Below are 17846 nucleotides of genomic sequence, written 5' to 3'. Positions count from 1 at the left end.
ATCTCTATTTTCTTTTTAGCCACATAAGTTCAGAATTGGCTATTAATTTATCCAATCATTAGGAGGTAAAGATTTATCTGACTCAGCTAGAGATGGTAAATTCTCTTTTATAAATGATAAAAGCTTTTCATTGACTTTCTTACGGAATTCAAGAACGTTATCTTTATAAATAATTTGATAGTCTTGATTGCTCTCAAAATCACCATCTCTAAGAGATCTCCAACTAGAGTTTTTACCACTAGATTTGGCATTAGCCAAAGCCCTTTGGAAATCAAATTGCTTTGTAATAACTGAATCTTTGTAGATTTCTAAAGCTGTTTTGACCAAGTTCTCTCTAATTGGGCCGATTAATTTAGCCTTAATTGTATCCGGCAAGCCTAAAACTGGTTCGAAATAATCAATTACTCGAAGTTCCTCCTCTAGAAAAATAGGCCAAATACCTCTCATGCCATCGTCTAAATTTTCATTCAACTCAAAATCATTCATTTCATTCAGGAAAAACTGAATCCAGCAATAATATGACTTTTCCTTGAGAGGTTTTTTAACTGAAACTTTGCTTTTAGAAATTTCAGGCAATAAAGATTCTGCTTTTCTTAGAAACAACCTATCTTCTCTCTCTAGATTTATAGAGCCCCACCTTTGTCTGTAATCCCATAACTCAATGTATTTGTACAAATCTTCCTGATTCCAACCTAATTGTTTAAGCTCATCGGCTCTATGGGTTAATTCCTTTGCCACAAGAAAAAATAAATATCGATTTTACTTTAGTGATAAGTTGGATTATGTGAAACCCTAAACAATATTTTGTACATCGAAGACAAAATTTGAGTTTGAAGAAATCCCAATTCCAAGAAGTGAATTTGACAAAGTAGGAATTTGAGTAATGAAACTAGCAAGCAATCGATATTGCACCTCTGCTCTATATAGATTGTGAGTTTGATATTTTACTTTGAAGTACCTATTTGATTGTAAAAAGTCATTCAGGAATCTAATAATTAATTCAACAATTATCAAATAAATAAATTCGAGAAGGAGACCAAAACCGTAATCATAATTTTTATTAGAAGAAGAGAAATAACCTTTGAGAAAATAATTAAAACAATCGACATCAAAAAATACATTCTCTATATTATCTGGATCCTCGCCAGCAATATTACAAATGGATCGAATACAATCAGCCAAATCAGTAGGCAAACAACCAGAAGATACAGTATCTAGATCAATCAAAGAAACAACATATTTATTTTGAATATCAAAAAGAAAATTACTTAACTTCGGATCACCATGAATTAAACAAGGTTGTATTGATTTTTTATTTAAATATCCTAATAAAGATTCAATATATAAGATATGATTGGATAAACTATCAATTAAATTTTGAACCCTTTTATTTACATTATCGTCTAATTTAATAAAGTTAAAATCTTTAATAGTCATATGAAATTGATCAATGTATTTTTTTGTATCATGAAAATCTTTAATAGTATTTTCTAATTTTGCAAGGTCAATATCAGAGCATATTTCATGAAACTTAGCAAGACCAAGACCAGTTTGATAAGCCATTTTATTATCTTCTAAAATATCAAAGTTAAAAGTGTCATCTATATATTCCATAGCTCGCCAAAAACCTTCGCAAAAAGGAAATACAAAAAGGTTATTAGAATTACACTTAATTAAACTTGGAACTTCCCATCTTTGATTGCTAGATTTAAGATAATTTCCTTTAATTTTATTTTTAATATGATTAGTTATTAATTTATGATTCATATTAATTTTCTCATAGGATTCAAAGATATTACTAAGACACTGTAAAACAAATTTAGACTTTTTCCCATTAATTAGATGTTCAATAATATACGTTTTATTTATAAGGCCAGAATCTATAAAATCAATATTTAAAAGTTTACTGTTATCAAAAAAATTGGAAGTAATTAAACTTATTTTTTCAAAATTCATAGGGTTTATTTTATAGATTAGATTCTAATAAATAGGTCTCCATGTAATCAATAACTTTATTATAAATCGGCATATTTTGTGCTCCTAGTGGATTATCAAAGCCAATCTCATTATTTTCAAAAAATAATTTATCATCATCAATTAGTGACTTTGTTACAAAATCTACAGAAGTTTTTAAATGGAAATTATCTAGTGCTTCAGATATTTTCTTGTTTTGTGATGACTTAACAGATTCTTGACAATAGTTGGCTAATTCACGGCTACTTGACATAACATTATAAATACAATTTTTTATCTCAACAGGTCCCAATATACACATATATAAAAGATTAATCATTGAGGAATTATTCAAGGGTATTGAATACTTTCTTAAAATATTTGGCCAATAATTTAAAGAGTTTATTCCTTCTAAAGCTCCACGCTTAAGACCCGATCTTTCGCACCATTCTATAAATTCATCTACACCTTTTGGACATCTTTTATACTCAATCATCCTCTCAGCCAGGACTTGACCAGCTTGAAAATTCCTAGTTGGGTTACCACTTACAGGCAACATCATACTCCCTCTCACATCCGCAACCATAGCTTTCAGTTGAGTAAAAGTATGATCTCTAACCTGAACAAAATCTCCATCCTTAACATAGGAGGCCTCTATGCGTTGGACGCTATATCCAAGTTCGGTAATAGGAAAAGGTTGTTTAGAATATAAGTCCTCCCTATCTGTTCGACTCATTGAAACGTAGGCAGCCTGATCTAAGCACTGATCTAATAATAGAGTTAATAAAGTTGGTAGCAATCCAGGATTATTCTTATGAAAAGTATGACCAAAACCCGCAAAGATTGAAGATATATTTTTAGCAGCTTTAATGTATTGACCTTCAACATTATGTATACCTGCAGAAACTTGAATATTTGGTGAAATTTTATTTAATAATTTTGCACCTAATATTGCATTCATAGAGTCTGGATGACAAAAGTTAGCTGTAAAACTATCTAATGGATTTCGAAGAGCTCCGTGTCGATGAAACCCTGAAAAGAAAGCTAGTTTATTTAATTTTTCGCACAACACAAAAGATTCGTTCAAATTATGATCATGGCAAAATGATCCAACCAAGCATGCAATTAAAACATTATCTCGATTTAGCTCTTTTCTGAGCTTGAATGCTAAATCAAGGTCAGTTATTATATGTTTACTATTTGAACTCAAAACAACTAATTCACAGTTAATCAATAAATCCTTAAGAGTATTATATCTGCCTGATTTATCTTCATTTGGGATTGCCATAGATTCAATTTTATTTTTTATACCGTTATCCATTTCAGAGAGATCAATATCAGAAAAAGCTCCAAAGAGTTCTCTACCGTCTCTTGGGGCTAGAAGAATGTTGAAGCCTTCATTTTGCAACGCACAGTTATAGGCAAGAGAGGCAGGGTATAAGCCGACACTGTAAAATCCGACTTTTCCATTCAAAACCTCTCTGATTCTTATGGCTAAAGGCTCACTTGAATAAGGCTCAGCAAAAAAGCTATTACGTAAATTCTTATCAAACACAGTTCATTTTCATTCAATTAGATTATATACAATAATTAGAAACTTTTAAAAATAGTTTTTACTATACTGAATATATCTCTATATAATTATTTAAGAACAATAACTATCAAGAAAGTGTATCTTCATTTGATCTAGTGTAAACTAATATTTAAAGGCTTCTTTTATGAAAATATTTAAGATGAAAGAAGAACTTATTAACATTATAATCAACGAACAAAATATTTTAATAGTTCAGGATCTTGACGGCGTTTGTATTCCACTAGTTCAAGACCCACTTCAAAGAGAGATCAACAAAGAATATGTGAAGGACGTTTCAAAATTAAGAGAGAAGTTTGCAGTTCTAACCTGCGGGGAGCATGAAGGCAAAAGAGGCGTTAATCGCTTAGTAGAAAAGGCACTTGATTCGAAAACAACTGCAAAAGAAAATGGCTTATACTTACCTGGCCTTGCAGCGTGTGGAGTTGAGTATCAAGATAGATTTAGTAATTCATCCTATCCAGGACTCAAAGATAATGAGATTAACTTTTTAGCAGAAGTTCCAAAGATGATGAGTTCAATGTTAACTAATGAATTAAAAAAATTCTTACCAAACCTTTCAAATGAGAAAAGAAATAAATTAATTGATGTAGCTGTATGTGATACACGCTTTACACCTACTTTGAATTTTAATGAAATCTTTAGCTACGTTAAAAATGATTTTCAAAAAGTTAAAGATTTGCAATTGATTATGGGAAAAATAATGAATAATTTACTAGAAGAATCTAAAAATCTTGGCTTAGATAATTCTTTTTATCTGCATTTGATGCCTAATCTAGGGATAAGAGATGGCAGAGAAATAATGAAATATTCAACTCAAAATGAATTTGGAACAACAGATATCCAGTTCATTATCAAGGGTGCAATAAAAGAAGCAGGCCTTTTATTTCTATTAAATAAATACATAGCAAATAAAACTGGCGTTTATCCATTCGGTGAAAACTTCAATGTCAGGAATGCTCCAAAGACACATGCTCAATTAATAAAGCTATGCAGAGATAAAATACCGCACGAACAAATGCCACTTCTAGTAGGTGTTGGCGATACGGTAACCTCGGTTAAAGATAACAAAGATAATTCTTGGTTAAGAGGTGGAAGTGATCGAGGTTTCTTAACATTGATCCAAAGGTTGGGAGAATCATATAAGAAAGATAATCAAGTTGTATTTGTCAACAGCTGCAACGAGCAGGTATTAAGACCAAGAATAAATGGAACTGATATGAAAGGAGTTAGTGATCCTAATGATGATTTGAAATTCAATATGATTATTAATGATGGGCCAAAAGAATATATTAAGTGGTTTAAACAATTAGCTAGTAACTTTTAGCTTATTAGTAAATTTTTTTTTAAATTCTCACTTAAGTAAATATTTTAACTATAATGAAAGTTGATGCTTTTCATATATAGATCTTTATGGAGATAATTAAAAAAAAATTCCCAAAAATCAAGAGAGACTATCTTGATACTTTGCAAATAAACATAGGCTATAAATGTAATCAAGCCTGCAGTCATTGTCATGTTGATTCTAGTCCAAGCAGAACAGAAATGATGAGCGATGATATCATAAAACTCATACCTAAAGTTATCAAAGCTAACGAAATTAAGCTTCTAGATATTACCGGAGGAGCCCCCGAGCTTCATCCTAAATTTAAACAATTAGTAATAGAAGTACGTAGTCTTAATGTTGAAGTTATGGACAGATGTAATTTAACAATCCTTAAAGAGCCGGGTTACGAAAGTTTAGCAGGTTTTTTAGCATCAAATAAAGTACAAATAACTGCATCTCTTCCTTGTTATCTAGAGGGCAATGTAGACAAACAACGAGGAAAAGGTGTTTTTGAAAAAAGTATATTAGCTCTTAAACAGCTTAACAATTTAGGTTACGGCATAAAAGATAAAGGTCTGCTTTTGAATCTAGTCTATAATCCAAGTACTCCACAACTTCCACCATCTCAAAAAGAGCTAGAAGATATTTATAGACGCGAACTAAAAGAAAGGTATGGTATTTTTTTCTCGAATTTATATGTTTTAGCGAATATGCCAATTAATAGATATGAGAACTATTTAAAAACAATTGGAAAACTAGAAGAGTATAATAAATTACTCAAAGATAATCATAATCCAGGAAATATTAATTCAGTAATGTGTAGATCAACTCTTAGTGTTGATTGGAAAGGTTTTTTATATGATTGTGATTTCAACCAACAACTTGGGATGAAGAGAAATGGTAACGTGAAGCATTTGAATGATCTATTGATTCCACTTGTCTCTTTAAAGAATAATCCTATTTCAACAGGGAATCATTGTTTTGGATGTACTGCTGGAGCGGGTTCAAGTTGTGGTGGAGAATTAACTTAAAAAAAAGGTTTATTTGTTAGAACACTTGGGACATAAAGCTCTCACATTTAACGATGACTCCAATAATTTAAATCCAAAGTTTTTAGCTGCTGCTTTACCAGCATTAATAACATTATTATTTTCAAACTCTTCAGTTCTACCACAACGAATACAAATCAAATGATGATGATCTGGATGGTCATGACTAAGCAATTCGAACCTATTCCCTCCCTCACTTAAATCAAGTTCATTAAGGAAGGTCATCTTGACCAAGAGTCTTAAAGTTCTGTAAATAGTCGCAAGAGAAACCTTCTCCCCAGAAATTGTCAACTTGGAATGTACCTCCTCCGCGCTGAGATGGATTCCAGAGCCAATCTCTTCAAACAGAGAAAGAACCTTTTTCCTTTGAGGGGTCATTCTTTTACCATCTGAACGAAGGCCAGATTCAAAAGGAGAAGGATGACTTCGATAGGCAGGGGGAGAAACCAATATCAACTTTGCTTTCTCAATAGCATAGCGTAATGAGAACAGCCCGCAACAAAAAGGAAAGCTTATTCAGATTCTTTTCGATAAAAATTATGTTTAAATTTATTAGATGATTTATATTTAGATAAACAGAAAGAAATTCTAAGATGGATCAATTCATAAAAACAAATCCAAACCCAATCAATACAAATAATAATAATAATAAAATAATAGTAGAGGATGAAACATTACTACTTATAGTAGATGTGCAAAAAAAGCTTATAAAGAATATAAAAGACAATCAACAATTAATATTTAACATAAAAAAGCTTATTGATACCTGCAATTTGCTTGATGTTCGTATCGCTATTACGGAACAAAATCCATTGAAGCTTGGGAAGACTCTAGAATCTATTACAGATAATAATGAATATCCTAAATTTGAAAAAATGGAATTTAGTTGTATTAACAATAAGAACTTTATTAAGTATATAAATGATTATAATTTTAAAAATATTATAGTAAGTGGGATTGAGAGTCATATATGTGTTCTTCAAACATCGATGGATCTTTTACAACAAGGATTAAACATTTTAATCCCAAGAGATGCTATTGGAAGTAGAAATAAAATGGACAATGATACTGCTTTTTTAAGGCTTATATTATCTGGTGCAGTTGCATCCACGACTGAAAGTCTAATATGTGAATTATGTAAGACCTCAAATAGAAAAGAATTTAGGGAGGTAAGTAAAATTTTAAAAAATTCATTTTCAAATTAAATAATTAGAAAATATCTAGACAAATCAATTTTTTCAGGCAGTCTGAAGAAAAGTAATCTGACATCATGGACGATTTTTATAAAAACATAATCATTTCATTACTTACTTTTAGCGTTGGTTGCATTATTTCCCTGGTAAGTTCAAAAATCCTAAAAAAGGTTTTAAGGAGAATAACCTCTGCGACTCAAAGCAAAACTGATGACTACATAGCTATTCTTTTAATTGAGACTATTAAACCTTTAGGGTTTATCTTAAGTTTCATAGTTGCATGGAAAGTCTTACTGATTGGTGGAATAGTTGATAAGACATTGATTGGTATTAGTAAGTTTCTATGCCTTATTTATATTGTCAGATTTATAAATAGAGTATTTTTAAAGATAATACAAAGATGGGCAAGTAAAATCAATGATCAATCCATAAGTGAAATGATTCGTTCACTTAGTCCAATGGTTGGGGCATCTGTTTGGAGTCTAGGAGTTATTTTTTACCTTCAAAATATGGGTGTCCAAATGGCAGCCATTTGGGCTCTTTTAAGTGCAGGAGGTATAGGAGCTGGACTTGCATTAAAGGAACCAGTTCAAGAGTTCTTCGAATACATAACGATACTCCTAGATAAACCATTTCAAAGTGGACAGTTCATTCATATTGATGGGATCTGGGCAAAGGTTGAGAGAGTAGGTGTTAGATCAACACGCCTAAGAAGTATTAACGGAGAAGCAATAGTAATGAGCAATAGCCGACTAACAAATGGAGTAATCTCAAATTATGCTGAGATGAAAAAAAGAAGACTGGTTCATAAATTAGGTGTGGTCTATGAAACTACATATGATCAAACAAAAAGCATACCTATGATGATAAAAAATATTGTTGATAAAACTGAAAATGCGATCTTCGACCGATGTCATTTTATCGAATTCTCAAATAGCAGTCTTGATTTTGAACTAGTCTATTACATCCCTACAAGTGATTATCTTCTAGCAATGTCAGCTCAGCAAGAAATTAATCTAGAGATCATGAAGAAATTCCAAAATGAAAATATTAACTTCGCATATCCAACCCAAACAATTCATATAAATAAATAAGTGATATTTATTTATTTATCTTATCTATTAGAGATTTAGATAACTCCCATAAATTATCTGATAAATCTCCTCTTTGGGCATCATTACTTATTTCGGTTTCATCAAAAATGAATTTACCAGATGAAATAATTTTATTACTATAATAGTTGAAACCAGGTTTTGTATATTTACTTAAACAAGCTAGATTGCTTAAAAGTAAGCCTGCTTTTTTATTTGATGTGGTTATTTTTAGAATATCTCTAGCTAAAAAGGCAAATAATATTTGTCCTAATTGATTGTATTTCCTGCTGTACCTAAAAAATCCTTGGTTATCTCTAGAGATAACCAAGCCTGGTGCCCATGCTATAACTGGAATTGATAATTTCTTTTTCATAAAATTATCACTTAACTTTCTTGCAAAAAGAATATTACATAATTTACTATCTTTATATGCTTTATCAGCATTAAATTTATTTCCATCAATCATTTCAAAACCGGCACCAGATATTAATCCTTTTAATTTTCCTAAGCTTGCCTTAGCTCCCACTTTTCCTCCACCACTATTAGGATTATGAACTTCTGAAGAAGTAATAATTATTTTTGGATCATTTCTTATATCTATAAAAGGTAAAATCTTTTGTGTCAGATAGAAATGTGATAAATGGTTAACGGCAAAAGTTAATTCTATTCCTTGAGTGGACCTTCTAGGTGTTTTTGATCCTGTATATTGAAGACCAGCATTCAAAATTAAAACATCAATAGTCCAACGTCTATTTTTAACCTCAGAACATAAAGAATCAATACTACTCAAATCAGAAAGATCCATTATTGGAGTATAAATTTCCCCTTTGTTAGATGATTCATCTAAAGAATGATTAAATAAATTAGTCAACACCTCATTCGCTCGAGATATATTTTTACAAGGTAAAATTATATTATGACCAAGGGAAATTAATTTTAAAACTGCTTGAAAACCAATACCCGATGAACCACCTGTTATCATTACAGTTAAAGGTTTATCTCTATTGAAAATATTTGATTTTTCTTTCATAATTTTCTAATTTTACTATTAAATAGTTTTCGAATTAAATTAAATTAAATTAAATTAAATTATATAGTATTTCAATCTTCAATAAAAAACTCTTTATAAATACTTAAAAAAAAATAAAATCATTAAGTTGATAAAAAACATTAATACATTTCATTCTTAATGCCATCGCGAGCTATTGTTGTTTTTATAGGCATTGGTGTTTAAAGTGGTAAACCAGGGAGGCAATCAAATAACTAAATTTAATTCTAAGAAATTAAATCCTATTTTTCGACTCCAAGTAAAAGGAAATAGCCACGCTCCTAAAGGGAAGCCATGAGTACTAGAGCATTAAAAGATGCCCTAGTACTTGGCTCAGGCCCAGGCGCTTTATCTATAGCGGCAGCATTAGCGATTGAGAACTTAGATGTTGAAATCTTATCTGAACAATCTCCAGAGGAACCTTGGCCCTTCACCTATGGGATTTGGGGCGAAGAAGTTGACGAACTTGGTCTAAGTCATTTACTTGAACATAGATGGGTAAATACCATTAGTTATTTTGGCGAGGGAGACAAGGATCCAAATTCTAAAAAGAATGAAATCACTAAACACAATAGAGATTATGGGCTTTTTGATAAAAACAAATTACAAGCTTATTGGTTAGAACAATGCAACAATGCTGAAATAGAATGGCATAAAGGATCAGCAGTCAATTTAGAAACGAATCAATTAATTAGCACAGTTAAAACGTCTAATGGAAAGGAGCTTAATGCTCGGGTAGTCATAGACGCAACTGGCTACAAACCTGTTTTCATTAAGTCTCCTAACCAAGGGCCAGTAGCCGTTCAAACTTGTTACGGAATCGTAGGGGAGTTCAGCGCACCCCCTGTAGAGAAAGGCCAATTTGTCTTAATGGATTATCGTTGCGACCACTTGAATCCAGAGGAGAGAAAAGAAGCTCCAACATTTTTATACGCTATGGATATGGGAAATGGGAAGTTTTTCTTAGAAGAAACATCCTTGGGCCTATTTCCTCCAGTATCTCTTGATGAGTTAAAAAGAAGACTGGAAAAAAGATTAGAGACTCGGGGTTTAGAAATAAAAAGTCTTGATCATGAAGAGCATGGTTCATATCTGCCGATGAACATGCCAATCCCTTACCTAACACAGCCGGTCCTTGGATTTGGCGGTTCTGCTGGAATGGTACATCCTGCATCTGGATACATGGTTGGCAGCCTATTAAGAAGAGCTCCTAAAGTTGCCAAAGCCCTTTCATTAGCAATGAAAGACCCAAAAGCATCCTCAGCTTCATTAGCAAAAAAAGGATGGCAAACCTTATGGCCATCAGAACTTAGAAGAAAACAAGCTATTTATAAATTTGGATTAGAAAAATTGATGCGCTTTGAAGAGAATTTGCTAAGAGGATTTTTTATAGAATTTTTTAGTTTACCTAATAAACAATGGTATGGATTCCTTACAAATACTCTTAGCCTTAAAGAACTAATATCCGCAATGTGGAAGATGTTTAGGAAATCACCCTGGACTATCAAACAAGGATTAATGAATATGCATGGTAGAGAATTATATTTATTATTTAAAGCATTATTAGTTAATAATAAATGAGAAAAATCCTTATAAGTGGAGCAAGTAGAGGTATAGGAAAAGCGATAGCAATAAAATTACTTAAAGAAGGACATTATTTAAGCTTAGGAGTAAGAGAAAGAGACGATTTATTTAATACACCATTAGATCCAAAAATAAACAATTCAGATAGTTTCTTGGTTCACACCTATGATGCAACTGATCAAAACTCATCAAAGAAATGGGTAGAAAAAACATTTGAAACTTTTAAAAGTGTTGATACTATTATTCATTGTGCTGGAATATTCAAAAGAACAAAACTATTATTTAATGATAATGAAATGAAAGATATTGAAGATCTATGGAAAGTTAATGTGATGGGGCCATGGATACTAACAAAACATGCTTGGAAGTATTTATCTCTAAGCAATTCAGCACGAATTATTGTATTAGTATCAATGAGTGGAAAACGATCAAAAGGTAACTTGTGTGGCTATTCTATGAGTAAATTTGCTTTAATGAGCTTATGCCAAACAATGAGAAATGAAGGATGGGGAAACGGTATTAGAGTTACAGCTATTTGCCCAGGCTGGGTAAATACAGACATGGCAAAAGAAATAAAACATTATCCCAAAAAAGATATGTCACAAGCAAAGGATATTGCAAGTATTTGCTCCAATTTACTTACTTTACCAAACAGTTCTATTCCTTTTGAAATCTCACTAAATTGTCAACTTGAAACAAACATTTAGAAGATAAGTCTTGTTTTTTAAATAGGATTAGTAGTTTTTTTAAATGTATTCAACACTCCCAGAATTGCCTGACGAAGATACTTATGAAAATAGTTTCTATAAACCCCTCCTATTGCTTTACCTACTGAATACGTTCTTTGAATGAGACCAACTATAAAATTAAAGAGCCATAAACAAACCAATACGGTAAGAGCCAGTGAAGCGATTGAGTAAACCTTATTCAGCTGTTCTTGTATTGGTTCTAAAAATTGAAGATAATCAGAAATGTTCATACTTTCTAAAGTACACTAACTATTAAATATATTTATAGCTATAATAAGAAAATTGAGCAAGAAGTTATAAATTATATAAATAAAAAAAATAATTGTCCAGATTAAAAGGTAATTACAAAACGAGAAAAAGTATATAGAACATATGACACTGAAATCATAGAAATAGCTATCAAAAGACCTTTAAATCTATTAGAAACTGTCGAAAAAAGTGAAAGGTCATCAGCATCATAACCTCCAAAGCTACCAAGAATTGCAAGCGACCACATAGGGAGAGAGGAAAATAATATTGAGATAGAAAAACTAAATATAAACATCTTATTAATAAGGAAAGAAATCAGAAAAGTTATAACTGCGAAAAACAAAGATCCATTTAATCCAATTCTTAACTCATCATTTAAACTTTTTGGAAAATTACTTTTGCCTTCTAAATGTTTTTTACAATTATTAACTTCAGATTCAGATAGACGAAAATAATTCGTATCCGGAATTCTTTTTTTCTTATAAAGCCTTAGCAATCTTACTTCAAAAGATTTTGGATCATTAGTTTTGAAAGAAGAAATTATTTCACCTGGTTTCATTTTACTCGCCTCACCTTTCAAATTAGTGGTACATCCAAGTTTATATAAATCACCATTTTTCATTAAATAAACAAATCCTGACATAATTTAATTTTCTTAAAAAAAGCGAAAGGAATATATTTTAATAGTAAAATATAATTTCCATGGAAAATCATAAAGGATATACTTGTGGAGCATATTCTATTGTGATGAATACTACTGACTAATCATATCTAGGCATAAGAGATAAGATGATTTTAACAGGAAAATTATGAAGCACAATATTCTATATAGCTTTAGACGATGTCCTTACGCAATTAGAGCTAGATGGGCTTTATTAAATACCAATCAACCAGTGGAGTTAAGAGAGGTCGAACTAAAGAACAAGCCTATAGAATTAATTCAAATTTCTAAAAAAGCAACTGTACCTGTATTAAAGACTAGTTTAAATAAAGTAATTGATGAGAGCCTAGAAATAATGATCTGGAGTATCAAAAGATCAAATATGAATGAATTATTTGGTGATAAAAATAATGATATTTCAAAAGAAATTTTGAGTCTTATAGAAATAAATGATAATGCATTTAAATATCATTTAGATCGATTTAAATATGCATCTAGATTTAATATTGAAGAATCAGAAACTCATCGTTCTGAAGCCATGAAAATACTTTTATCTTTAAATAACAGATTAAAAGTATATTCAAATGAAGGAAAACCGTTATTTCTTGTTGATGCAAAAGAAAGCTTAGCTGATTGGGCTATCTGGCCATTTGTAAGGCAATTTAGAATAGCTGACACAATAAACTTTGATCAAAACTATGAAATCCAATATTTACGTTGTTGGTTAAATTATTTTTTTACGCATGAGAAATATCCAATAGTTATGAAAAAGAATGAACCATGGAGTAAGAAAAATGAACCTCTATTTATTGGATAATAGAGCAGAAAATCATTCTGAGGCCCTTCTTTTGTCAATGATTCTTGATAGCTCTAAAAAATAACCAGCTGTACAAAATTTACCTAGATTTCTATCTCTATTTCCTATATCGCTCCTAAACTCTGCAGTCTCTGCCATGACTAAATCCAACTGATCCTGAGGCAACTCATAGAGTTCTCTTAATTCAACCTCTTTCCCAAGCAGATGACTTTTAAACCATTTTTCTTTTGATTCTTGAGGGGGAATATCTTTGTAAATTTGTCGATTCATATAAAGGGGGAAAAAGTTTATTAAAAGTTATATTTATATAAATTATAACTTTAGTTAAGTACATTTTTATCATGCTGAGGCTTTTGTATATCTTGACTGTAGAGATATTGCTATTACACATAAAGACAATGAAACTAATCCACAAAATTCTGTCCACCCTTTAAGCCCAAAATTACTAATAAACAAAGGCGCTATTACAGTAATCAGACCTCCAGAAAGAAGTGGTTGAAGAAATAATTGCTTAATAGAAAATACAGGTAACGTATTAGTAGAATTTCTTGGATCAGCCAATCTCAAAAGTAATAGTCCACTAGCTGCAACTCCTGTTGAATTTCCGAACTCTGCTATTGCTCTTACAAACCATTCTTCTCTAAAAAATAATCTAGAAAAAATCAACATCCCTACAAGATTCCAAATCAATCCACCAACGGCTAAAATGGTTATTGGAACCCAGTAGTTAACTAATAAAGGTAAATTCAATCCTGCCATCGCGGTAATTATGAGTAAATCGGTTGAAAGTATGCCAATCTCTCGTTGAAAAAGTGATGATACTAATTTAGTCTTTCCAGTTTTTTCCAATAAAAATCTAACTAAAAATGAACCCATCAAAGCCAATGGAAATACTGGGAAAGCTAATATCACCTGCTTACTTATATCACTAGAAAAAGTAGAAGATAGCCTTAAACAATAAAGAAAAAAGATTCCAATCAATACCGCTAATCCTAGTAGAGCAAAATTATATAAAAGCGACTTAAGTTGTTCAATTGGTTTGATTGCAAATTCAATATCATTTAAATCATTTGGGAGCTCTTGTTCAGTAGTTACAAGCCATCCAAAAAACCTACCTAGGACAACCAAACCGCTCCCTAGCAAAGTAGAAGCAAGTAATCCTACAGTTGCCATTGCAAAGCCCAGATCTAATCCCTCAGGAAAACCTAACTTCATAAAACTTTCTCCCATTATTGCCGCAGCTCCATGTCCTCCTTCAAAACCAACTTCAATAATGCATCCCATCAGTGGATCTACTCCTAAATAAGGAAGCAGAAATGACAGCACAATTATCCCACCAACAACATATTGACCAAAACCTAATAAAAGTCCAAGCAATGCCTGCGAAGCAACTGGTTTCCATAAAGCACTAATTCTTGGAATAGGTCTTCCTAGCATTAAGGTCGCAAAGACTAAAGTAAGCAATGGAGTTGGTAATTGCATCCAAGTATTCAGAACCCTTTCTGGTAATAAAGAAAGAGGTCCATAAGGACCGATTAAAAAACCTAAAGCTCCAATTAAAAGGGCTATGGGAATACCAAATCTTTCCAACTTCATCGCGGAATCCAATCTTCTACCAAGGGTTAAAAGAATTCCTATCAGTCCAAGCAAACCCAAAGAGAGGACTAACGTTGGGATTGCATTAATTTTATATAGGTCTTCCAAACCTAAAAACGACAGACTCATCTATTAACAAGCTTACGGAAGTAAATGAAAATCCCTAAAAAATAATATCCCATATGAATATTTAACATCTAAAGTAATTTTGATTCTTATCATATCTCAATCAAATCAATTAATTAGCTTTAATTATTAGCAAACCTGAGATCAAACCATAATCAGATTTTTATTAGTTTAATATTTTAAACTAATAAAAATCTGATTAATTATTATTGAAAGAATTGAGCTATTGATAAATAGAACCCAATAAAAAAGCCCCATAAATGTGGGGCTTTTTTATTAAGTTAAATTTATTTAACTATTTTAAAGATACTGAAGCAGTATCAAGATTACTTAAGGCACTAGTTACTCGTTTGAAATCGAATCCCATTGCCCTAAGAGCATGCCATAGGTGACCCTGAATAAAGAAAAATCCAAAGTAGTAATGAACATTAGCTAGCCAAGCCCTAGAAGTGTGGGCTGAACCTAAATCAACAGTATCTACCCAATAAGGAGATATTCCAAATTTAAGTGCTAGTGGTTCTCCAAACCATTCAACAGGGTAAACAGTGGTATTTGTTGCACTCCAGAATGCTGCGACAACTGCCATCCAGCCAATACCAGCTAGTGACCAAGAAAGAATAGCTTCTGCAGAAAGAAGCCCAGCTCCTTTGAACTTCGTATATTCTCCAACTTGCTTAGTAGCGATATGGAAAGCACCACCAGTAATTTCTAAGAAAGCCAAGAAAGCATGACCTCCCATAACATCCTCCAAGCTGTCAATAGTTAGAAAATCAAACTGATGATCCCAGATATGACTCAAATTAAGGTCGTATTCAACCTGACGAATAGCACCAATAGAAGGATCGTAGACCCCATGAATTCGCGCCCATTCAACAAACCAAATACATGCAACACCAAAGAAAATCAAATGATGTCCAAGGATGAAAGTCTGGTTATCTGGGTTGTCCCATTCAAGCTTGAATTTTCTGGCCTGTGGCACAGAAGATTCCTGCATGTCACTAGAGAAAAGAAGAGAGTGCATCAATCCACCTGCCCCATAAGCCATGGATCCAACTAGATGACACACAGCAACTGCAACAACCGCACTTCCACCAACAAAGGTTCCAGTTTCATCGAAACCTATACCCAAAGTTGCTAAATGAGGAAGCGCAATTAAAGGCTGATGACCCATTGGTACAGAAGGGTCAAATCGAGCCAATTCAAATAACGTGAAGGCACCAGCCCAGAAAGCAATCAAACCGGTATGAGCGGCATGAGCAGCAATAAATTTGCCTGAACGGTTGGTGACCCCTGAGTTACCAGCCCACCACCCGTAGGTGACGGCTGAATTTCCATAGGTCTGCATTAGAAGTTCTATTTTTCAAAACCGAATAGAGAATACTTCAATTTCACCGAATACTCATGCAACAGAAAGAATCTGTAAATTTTTTTTATTATTTAAATCCAATGAAATAAAAAAATATCAAAAAAAGCAGGTTTTAAACAATACAAAACAGACAGCCAAAGACTCATGACAAAATAATCAAGCGAATTGCATGACCAAGACTTGTTAATTAAAGAATTAATTGATACATAAAATAAATTTTTATCAGGCATTCGAGACCAATTAAGACCCATAATCCATATAAAGACAACCAAATATGTAATTAATATAAAAGATTAATTTGGTCTCATTATTTATAACTATTAAATAGTTAAATCCCTTTTGATAATGAATCATGAACTTCAATCGACTTAATTGTCTAGAGATGGAGACAGAAGATCAATACAGAAAAAAAGCGAAGGTTTACAGAACATCGCCTGAATACGGAAAAATGATTTCTCTTTATCCGATTTTGGAGACTTCGATCAAGGACTGTAAAGGCGAAAATTTAGTAGCTTAAAAGGCCAATTCTTAAATATCAAATCTACAAAAATTATTTTTTTCTTTAGGCCGCTCTTTGAGCAAAAGAATCATCATTGCTATGCAAAAATTCAATAACTTCTTTACATCCCCTTATAAAATAAAAGACTTTTGGCTTCCATGGCAATTGTTTAGGATCATTTGAACTTCTCCAGTGGGTTCCTGGCTTTAAATAACCCCTTTCTCTCATCGCCTCTAAAGATTGTTCATCTACTCTTAAAACCTCACTAGCTTCTTTTTCTGATAACCACATTGATGCTTCTCTCATTCTTGAACAAACAAGTATCTTTTTTCTAACGTAAAAAGCCCGCCAAAGAAAGCTCAAAGATATGCGCTTGGAAAGCTAGTAATAATAAAAACATACTTATATTGCATTAAAATCGTAGATAAAATATTACTTAAATCTCTTCAAACCAAGGTCTAATAGTCTTTCCACTTATAGGTATTGTCAAACCAGAATCAATAGATGGATGAGTAAAGTTTGTAGTTTTTACATCAATTTTATTATTAACTAATTCAGAAGATTCTCTATAATTTATTTCATCCCATCCAGCCTCCCAATTAGATAAATCAACCAATTGGGACCACGGAACTTTTACAACCACAGTCGAGTCAAGTACAGACATCAAAAGGACCCATCTTCTTGGCAATTCGCCACCATAATTAATTGCTACGAAATGAATGTGACCATTGAGATAAACCTTGCTAGTCCATGCCTTTACTGGAGGCCAAATCATAAAATTCAAAAATTCACTGAGATTATTCTAATAAATAACTTTTTGAGCATTTTTTTGAAACTTAAATATTAATTATTTCTCATTTTTCATTTTTATATATTCTTCTCGGATTGATTTTAGTAATGCCCTCTTCTTTCTCATTATAGTATTCTTTTCATTAAAATCTATT

Annotated in this window: 20 protein-coding genes; 8 read left to right on the top strand and 12 right to left on the bottom strand. The window is 31.9% G+C overall.

Annotation, left to right across the window (positions count from 1 at the left end; all coding sequences use genetic code 11):
* Nucleotides 1-42 precede the first annotated feature (42 nt).
* The 3 genes from PMN2A_RS03355 to PMN2A_RS03345 form a co-directional block, all read right to left on the bottom strand.
* Entirely contained in the window at nucleotides 43-738 is a 696-nt protein-coding gene (locus PMN2A_RS03355) for a hypothetical protein (RefSeq protein WP_011293616.1), read from the bottom strand.
* Nucleotides 739-792: 54 nt separating this feature from the next.
* Nucleotides 793-1767: an aminoglycoside phosphotransferase family protein gene (locus PMN2A_RS03350; RefSeq protein WP_343222741.1), complete on the bottom strand. Its 975-nt coding sequence runs from the start codon at nucleotides 1765-1767 to the stop codon at nucleotides 793-795.
* 199 nt (nucleotides 1768-1966) lie between these two features.
* A complete protein-coding gene (locus PMN2A_RS03345; RefSeq protein WP_011293614.1) occupies nucleotides 1967-3508 on the bottom strand; it encodes a hypothetical protein in 1542 nt (513 codons plus the stop codon).
* Between the two features lie 178 nt (nucleotides 3509-3686).
* Here PMN2A_RS03345 and stpA point away from each other — a divergent pair, with 178 nt between their 5' ends.
* Nucleotides 3687-4871, top strand: a complete 1185-nt coding sequence (gene stpA, locus PMN2A_RS03340; RefSeq protein WP_225866326.1) for a glucosylglycerol 3-phosphatase — start codon at nucleotides 3687-3689, stop codon at nucleotides 4869-4871.
* Between the two features lie 86 nt (nucleotides 4872-4957).
* A complete protein-coding gene (gene arsS, locus PMN2A_RS03335) occupies nucleotides 4958-5902 on the top strand; it encodes an arsenosugar biosynthesis radical SAM (seleno)protein ArsS (protein WP_011293612.1) in 945 nt (314 codons plus the stop codon).
* A gap of 9 nt (nucleotides 5903-5911) precedes the next feature.
* On the opposite strand, the gene PMN2A_RS03330 is transcribed toward arsS, so the two are convergent.
* Entirely contained in the window at nucleotides 5912-6298 is a 387-nt protein-coding gene (locus PMN2A_RS03330; protein ID WP_080502540.1) for a Fur family transcriptional regulator, read from the bottom strand.
* A gap of 215 nt (nucleotides 6299-6513) precedes the next feature.
* On the opposite strand from PMN2A_RS03330, the gene PMN2A_RS03325 reads away from it, so the two are divergent.
* Both PMN2A_RS03325 and PMN2A_RS03320 read left to right on the top strand, forming a co-directional pair.
* Nucleotides 6514-7125 (top strand): isochorismatase family protein, encoded by a 612-nt coding sequence (locus PMN2A_RS03325; protein WP_011293610.1) that lies wholly within the window; start codon nucleotides 6514-6516, stop codon nucleotides 7123-7125.
* A gap of 65 nt (nucleotides 7126-7190) precedes the next feature.
* Nucleotides 7191-8207 carry a mechanosensitive ion channel family protein gene (locus tag PMN2A_RS03320; RefSeq protein ID WP_011293609.1) on the top strand — a complete coding sequence of 339 codons (1017 nt, stop codon included), beginning with the start codon at nucleotides 7191-7193 and terminating at the stop codon, nucleotides 8205-8207.
* A 7-nt stretch (nucleotides 8208-8214) separates the two neighbouring features.
* Here the strand turns inward: PMN2A_RS03320 and PMN2A_RS03315 are convergent, their stop codons facing one another.
* Nucleotides 8215-9237, bottom strand: coding sequence for an SDR family NAD(P)-dependent oxidoreductase (locus PMN2A_RS03315; protein ID WP_011293608.1), 1023 nt, complete (start codon nucleotides 9235-9237; stop codon nucleotides 8215-8217).
* A 312-nt stretch (nucleotides 9238-9549) separates the two neighbouring features.
* On the opposite strand from PMN2A_RS03315, the gene crtL reads away from it, so the two are divergent.
* Nucleotides 9550-10836, top strand: a complete 1287-nt coding sequence (gene crtL / locus PMN2A_RS03310) for a lycopene beta cyclase (protein ID WP_011293607.1) — start codon at nucleotides 9550-9552, stop codon at nucleotides 10834-10836.
* Nucleotides 10833-11546, top strand: a complete 714-nt coding sequence (locus PMN2A_RS03305) for an SDR family NAD(P)-dependent oxidoreductase (protein WP_011293606.1) — start codon at nucleotides 10833-10835, stop codon at nucleotides 11544-11546. The genes crtL and PMN2A_RS03305 overlap by 4 nt, the downstream gene beginning before the upstream one ends.
* Nucleotides 11547-11563: 17 nt before the next feature.
* Here the strand turns inward: PMN2A_RS03305 and PMN2A_RS03300 are convergent, their stop codons facing one another.
* Complete coding sequence (locus PMN2A_RS03300) at nucleotides 11564-11818, bottom strand: hypothetical protein (protein ID WP_011293605.1); 255 nt, start codon at nucleotides 11816-11818, stop codon at nucleotides 11564-11566.
* A gap of 101 nt (nucleotides 11819-11919) precedes the next feature.
* Complete coding sequence (locus tag PMN2A_RS03295; protein WP_011293604.1) at nucleotides 11920-12480, bottom strand: GIY-YIG nuclease family protein; 561 nt, start codon at nucleotides 12478-12480, stop codon at nucleotides 11920-11922.
* A gap of 166 nt (nucleotides 12481-12646) precedes the next feature.
* On the opposite strand from PMN2A_RS03295, the gene PMN2A_RS03290 reads away from it, so the two are divergent.
* The gene (locus PMN2A_RS03290; RefSeq protein WP_011293603.1) at nucleotides 12647-13315 is read left to right on the top strand and encodes a glutathione S-transferase; all 669 of its coding nucleotides are present in this window, start codon (nucleotides 12647-12649) and stop codon (nucleotides 13313-13315) included.
* 12 nt (nucleotides 13316-13327) lie between these two features.
* Here PMN2A_RS03290 and PMN2A_RS03285 read toward each other — a convergent pair whose 3' ends face one another.
* The 3 genes from PMN2A_RS03285 to PMN2A_RS03275 all read right to left on the bottom strand — a co-directional run bounded on the left by PMN2A_RS03285 (nucleotide 13328) and on the right by PMN2A_RS03275 (nucleotide 16382).
* Complete coding sequence (locus PMN2A_RS03285; protein WP_011293602.1) at nucleotides 13328-13585, bottom strand: hypothetical protein; 258 nt, start codon at nucleotides 13583-13585, stop codon at nucleotides 13328-13330.
* Nucleotides 13586-13654: 69 nt separating this feature from the next.
* Nucleotides 13655-15040 carry a sodium/glutamate symporter gene (locus PMN2A_RS03280; protein WP_011293601.1) on the bottom strand — a complete coding sequence of 462 codons (1386 nt, stop codon included), beginning with the start codon at nucleotides 15038-15040 and terminating at the stop codon, nucleotides 13655-13657.
* Between the two features lie 292 nt (nucleotides 15041-15332).
* Entirely contained in the window at nucleotides 15333-16382 is a 1050-nt protein-coding gene (locus PMN2A_RS03275) for a chlorophyll a/b binding light-harvesting protein (protein ID WP_011293600.1), read from the bottom strand.
* A gap of 373 nt (nucleotides 16383-16755) precedes the next feature.
* Between PMN2A_RS03275 and PMN2A_RS10425 the strand changes: the two genes are divergently transcribed.
* Complete coding sequence (locus PMN2A_RS10425) at nucleotides 16756-16920, top strand: hypothetical protein (protein ID WP_187146471.1); 165 nt, start codon at nucleotides 16756-16758, stop codon at nucleotides 16918-16920.
* A 45-nt stretch (nucleotides 16921-16965) separates the two neighbouring features.
* Here PMN2A_RS10425 and PMN2A_RS03265 read toward each other — a convergent pair whose 3' ends face one another.
* Nucleotides 16966-17208 carry a hypothetical protein gene (locus tag PMN2A_RS03265; protein WP_011293599.1) on the bottom strand — a complete coding sequence of 81 codons (243 nt, stop codon included), beginning with the start codon at nucleotides 17206-17208 and terminating at the stop codon, nucleotides 16966-16968.
* Between the two features lie 130 nt (nucleotides 17209-17338).
* Entirely contained in the window at nucleotides 17339-17677 is a 339-nt protein-coding gene (locus PMN2A_RS03260) for a TIGR02450 family Trp-rich protein (RefSeq protein ID WP_011293598.1), read from the bottom strand.
* Nucleotides 17678-17846: the final 169 nt, after the last annotated feature.

This window comes from Prochlorococcus marinus str. NATL2A, from assembly GCF_000012465.1.
Taxonomy (GTDB): domain Bacteria; phylum Cyanobacteriota; class Cyanobacteriia; order PCC-6307; family Cyanobiaceae; genus Prochlorococcus_B; species Prochlorococcus_B marinus_B.
The sequence above is the reverse complement of the archived record's forward strand: the minus strand, read 5'-3'. Positions and strand labels throughout refer to the sequence as shown.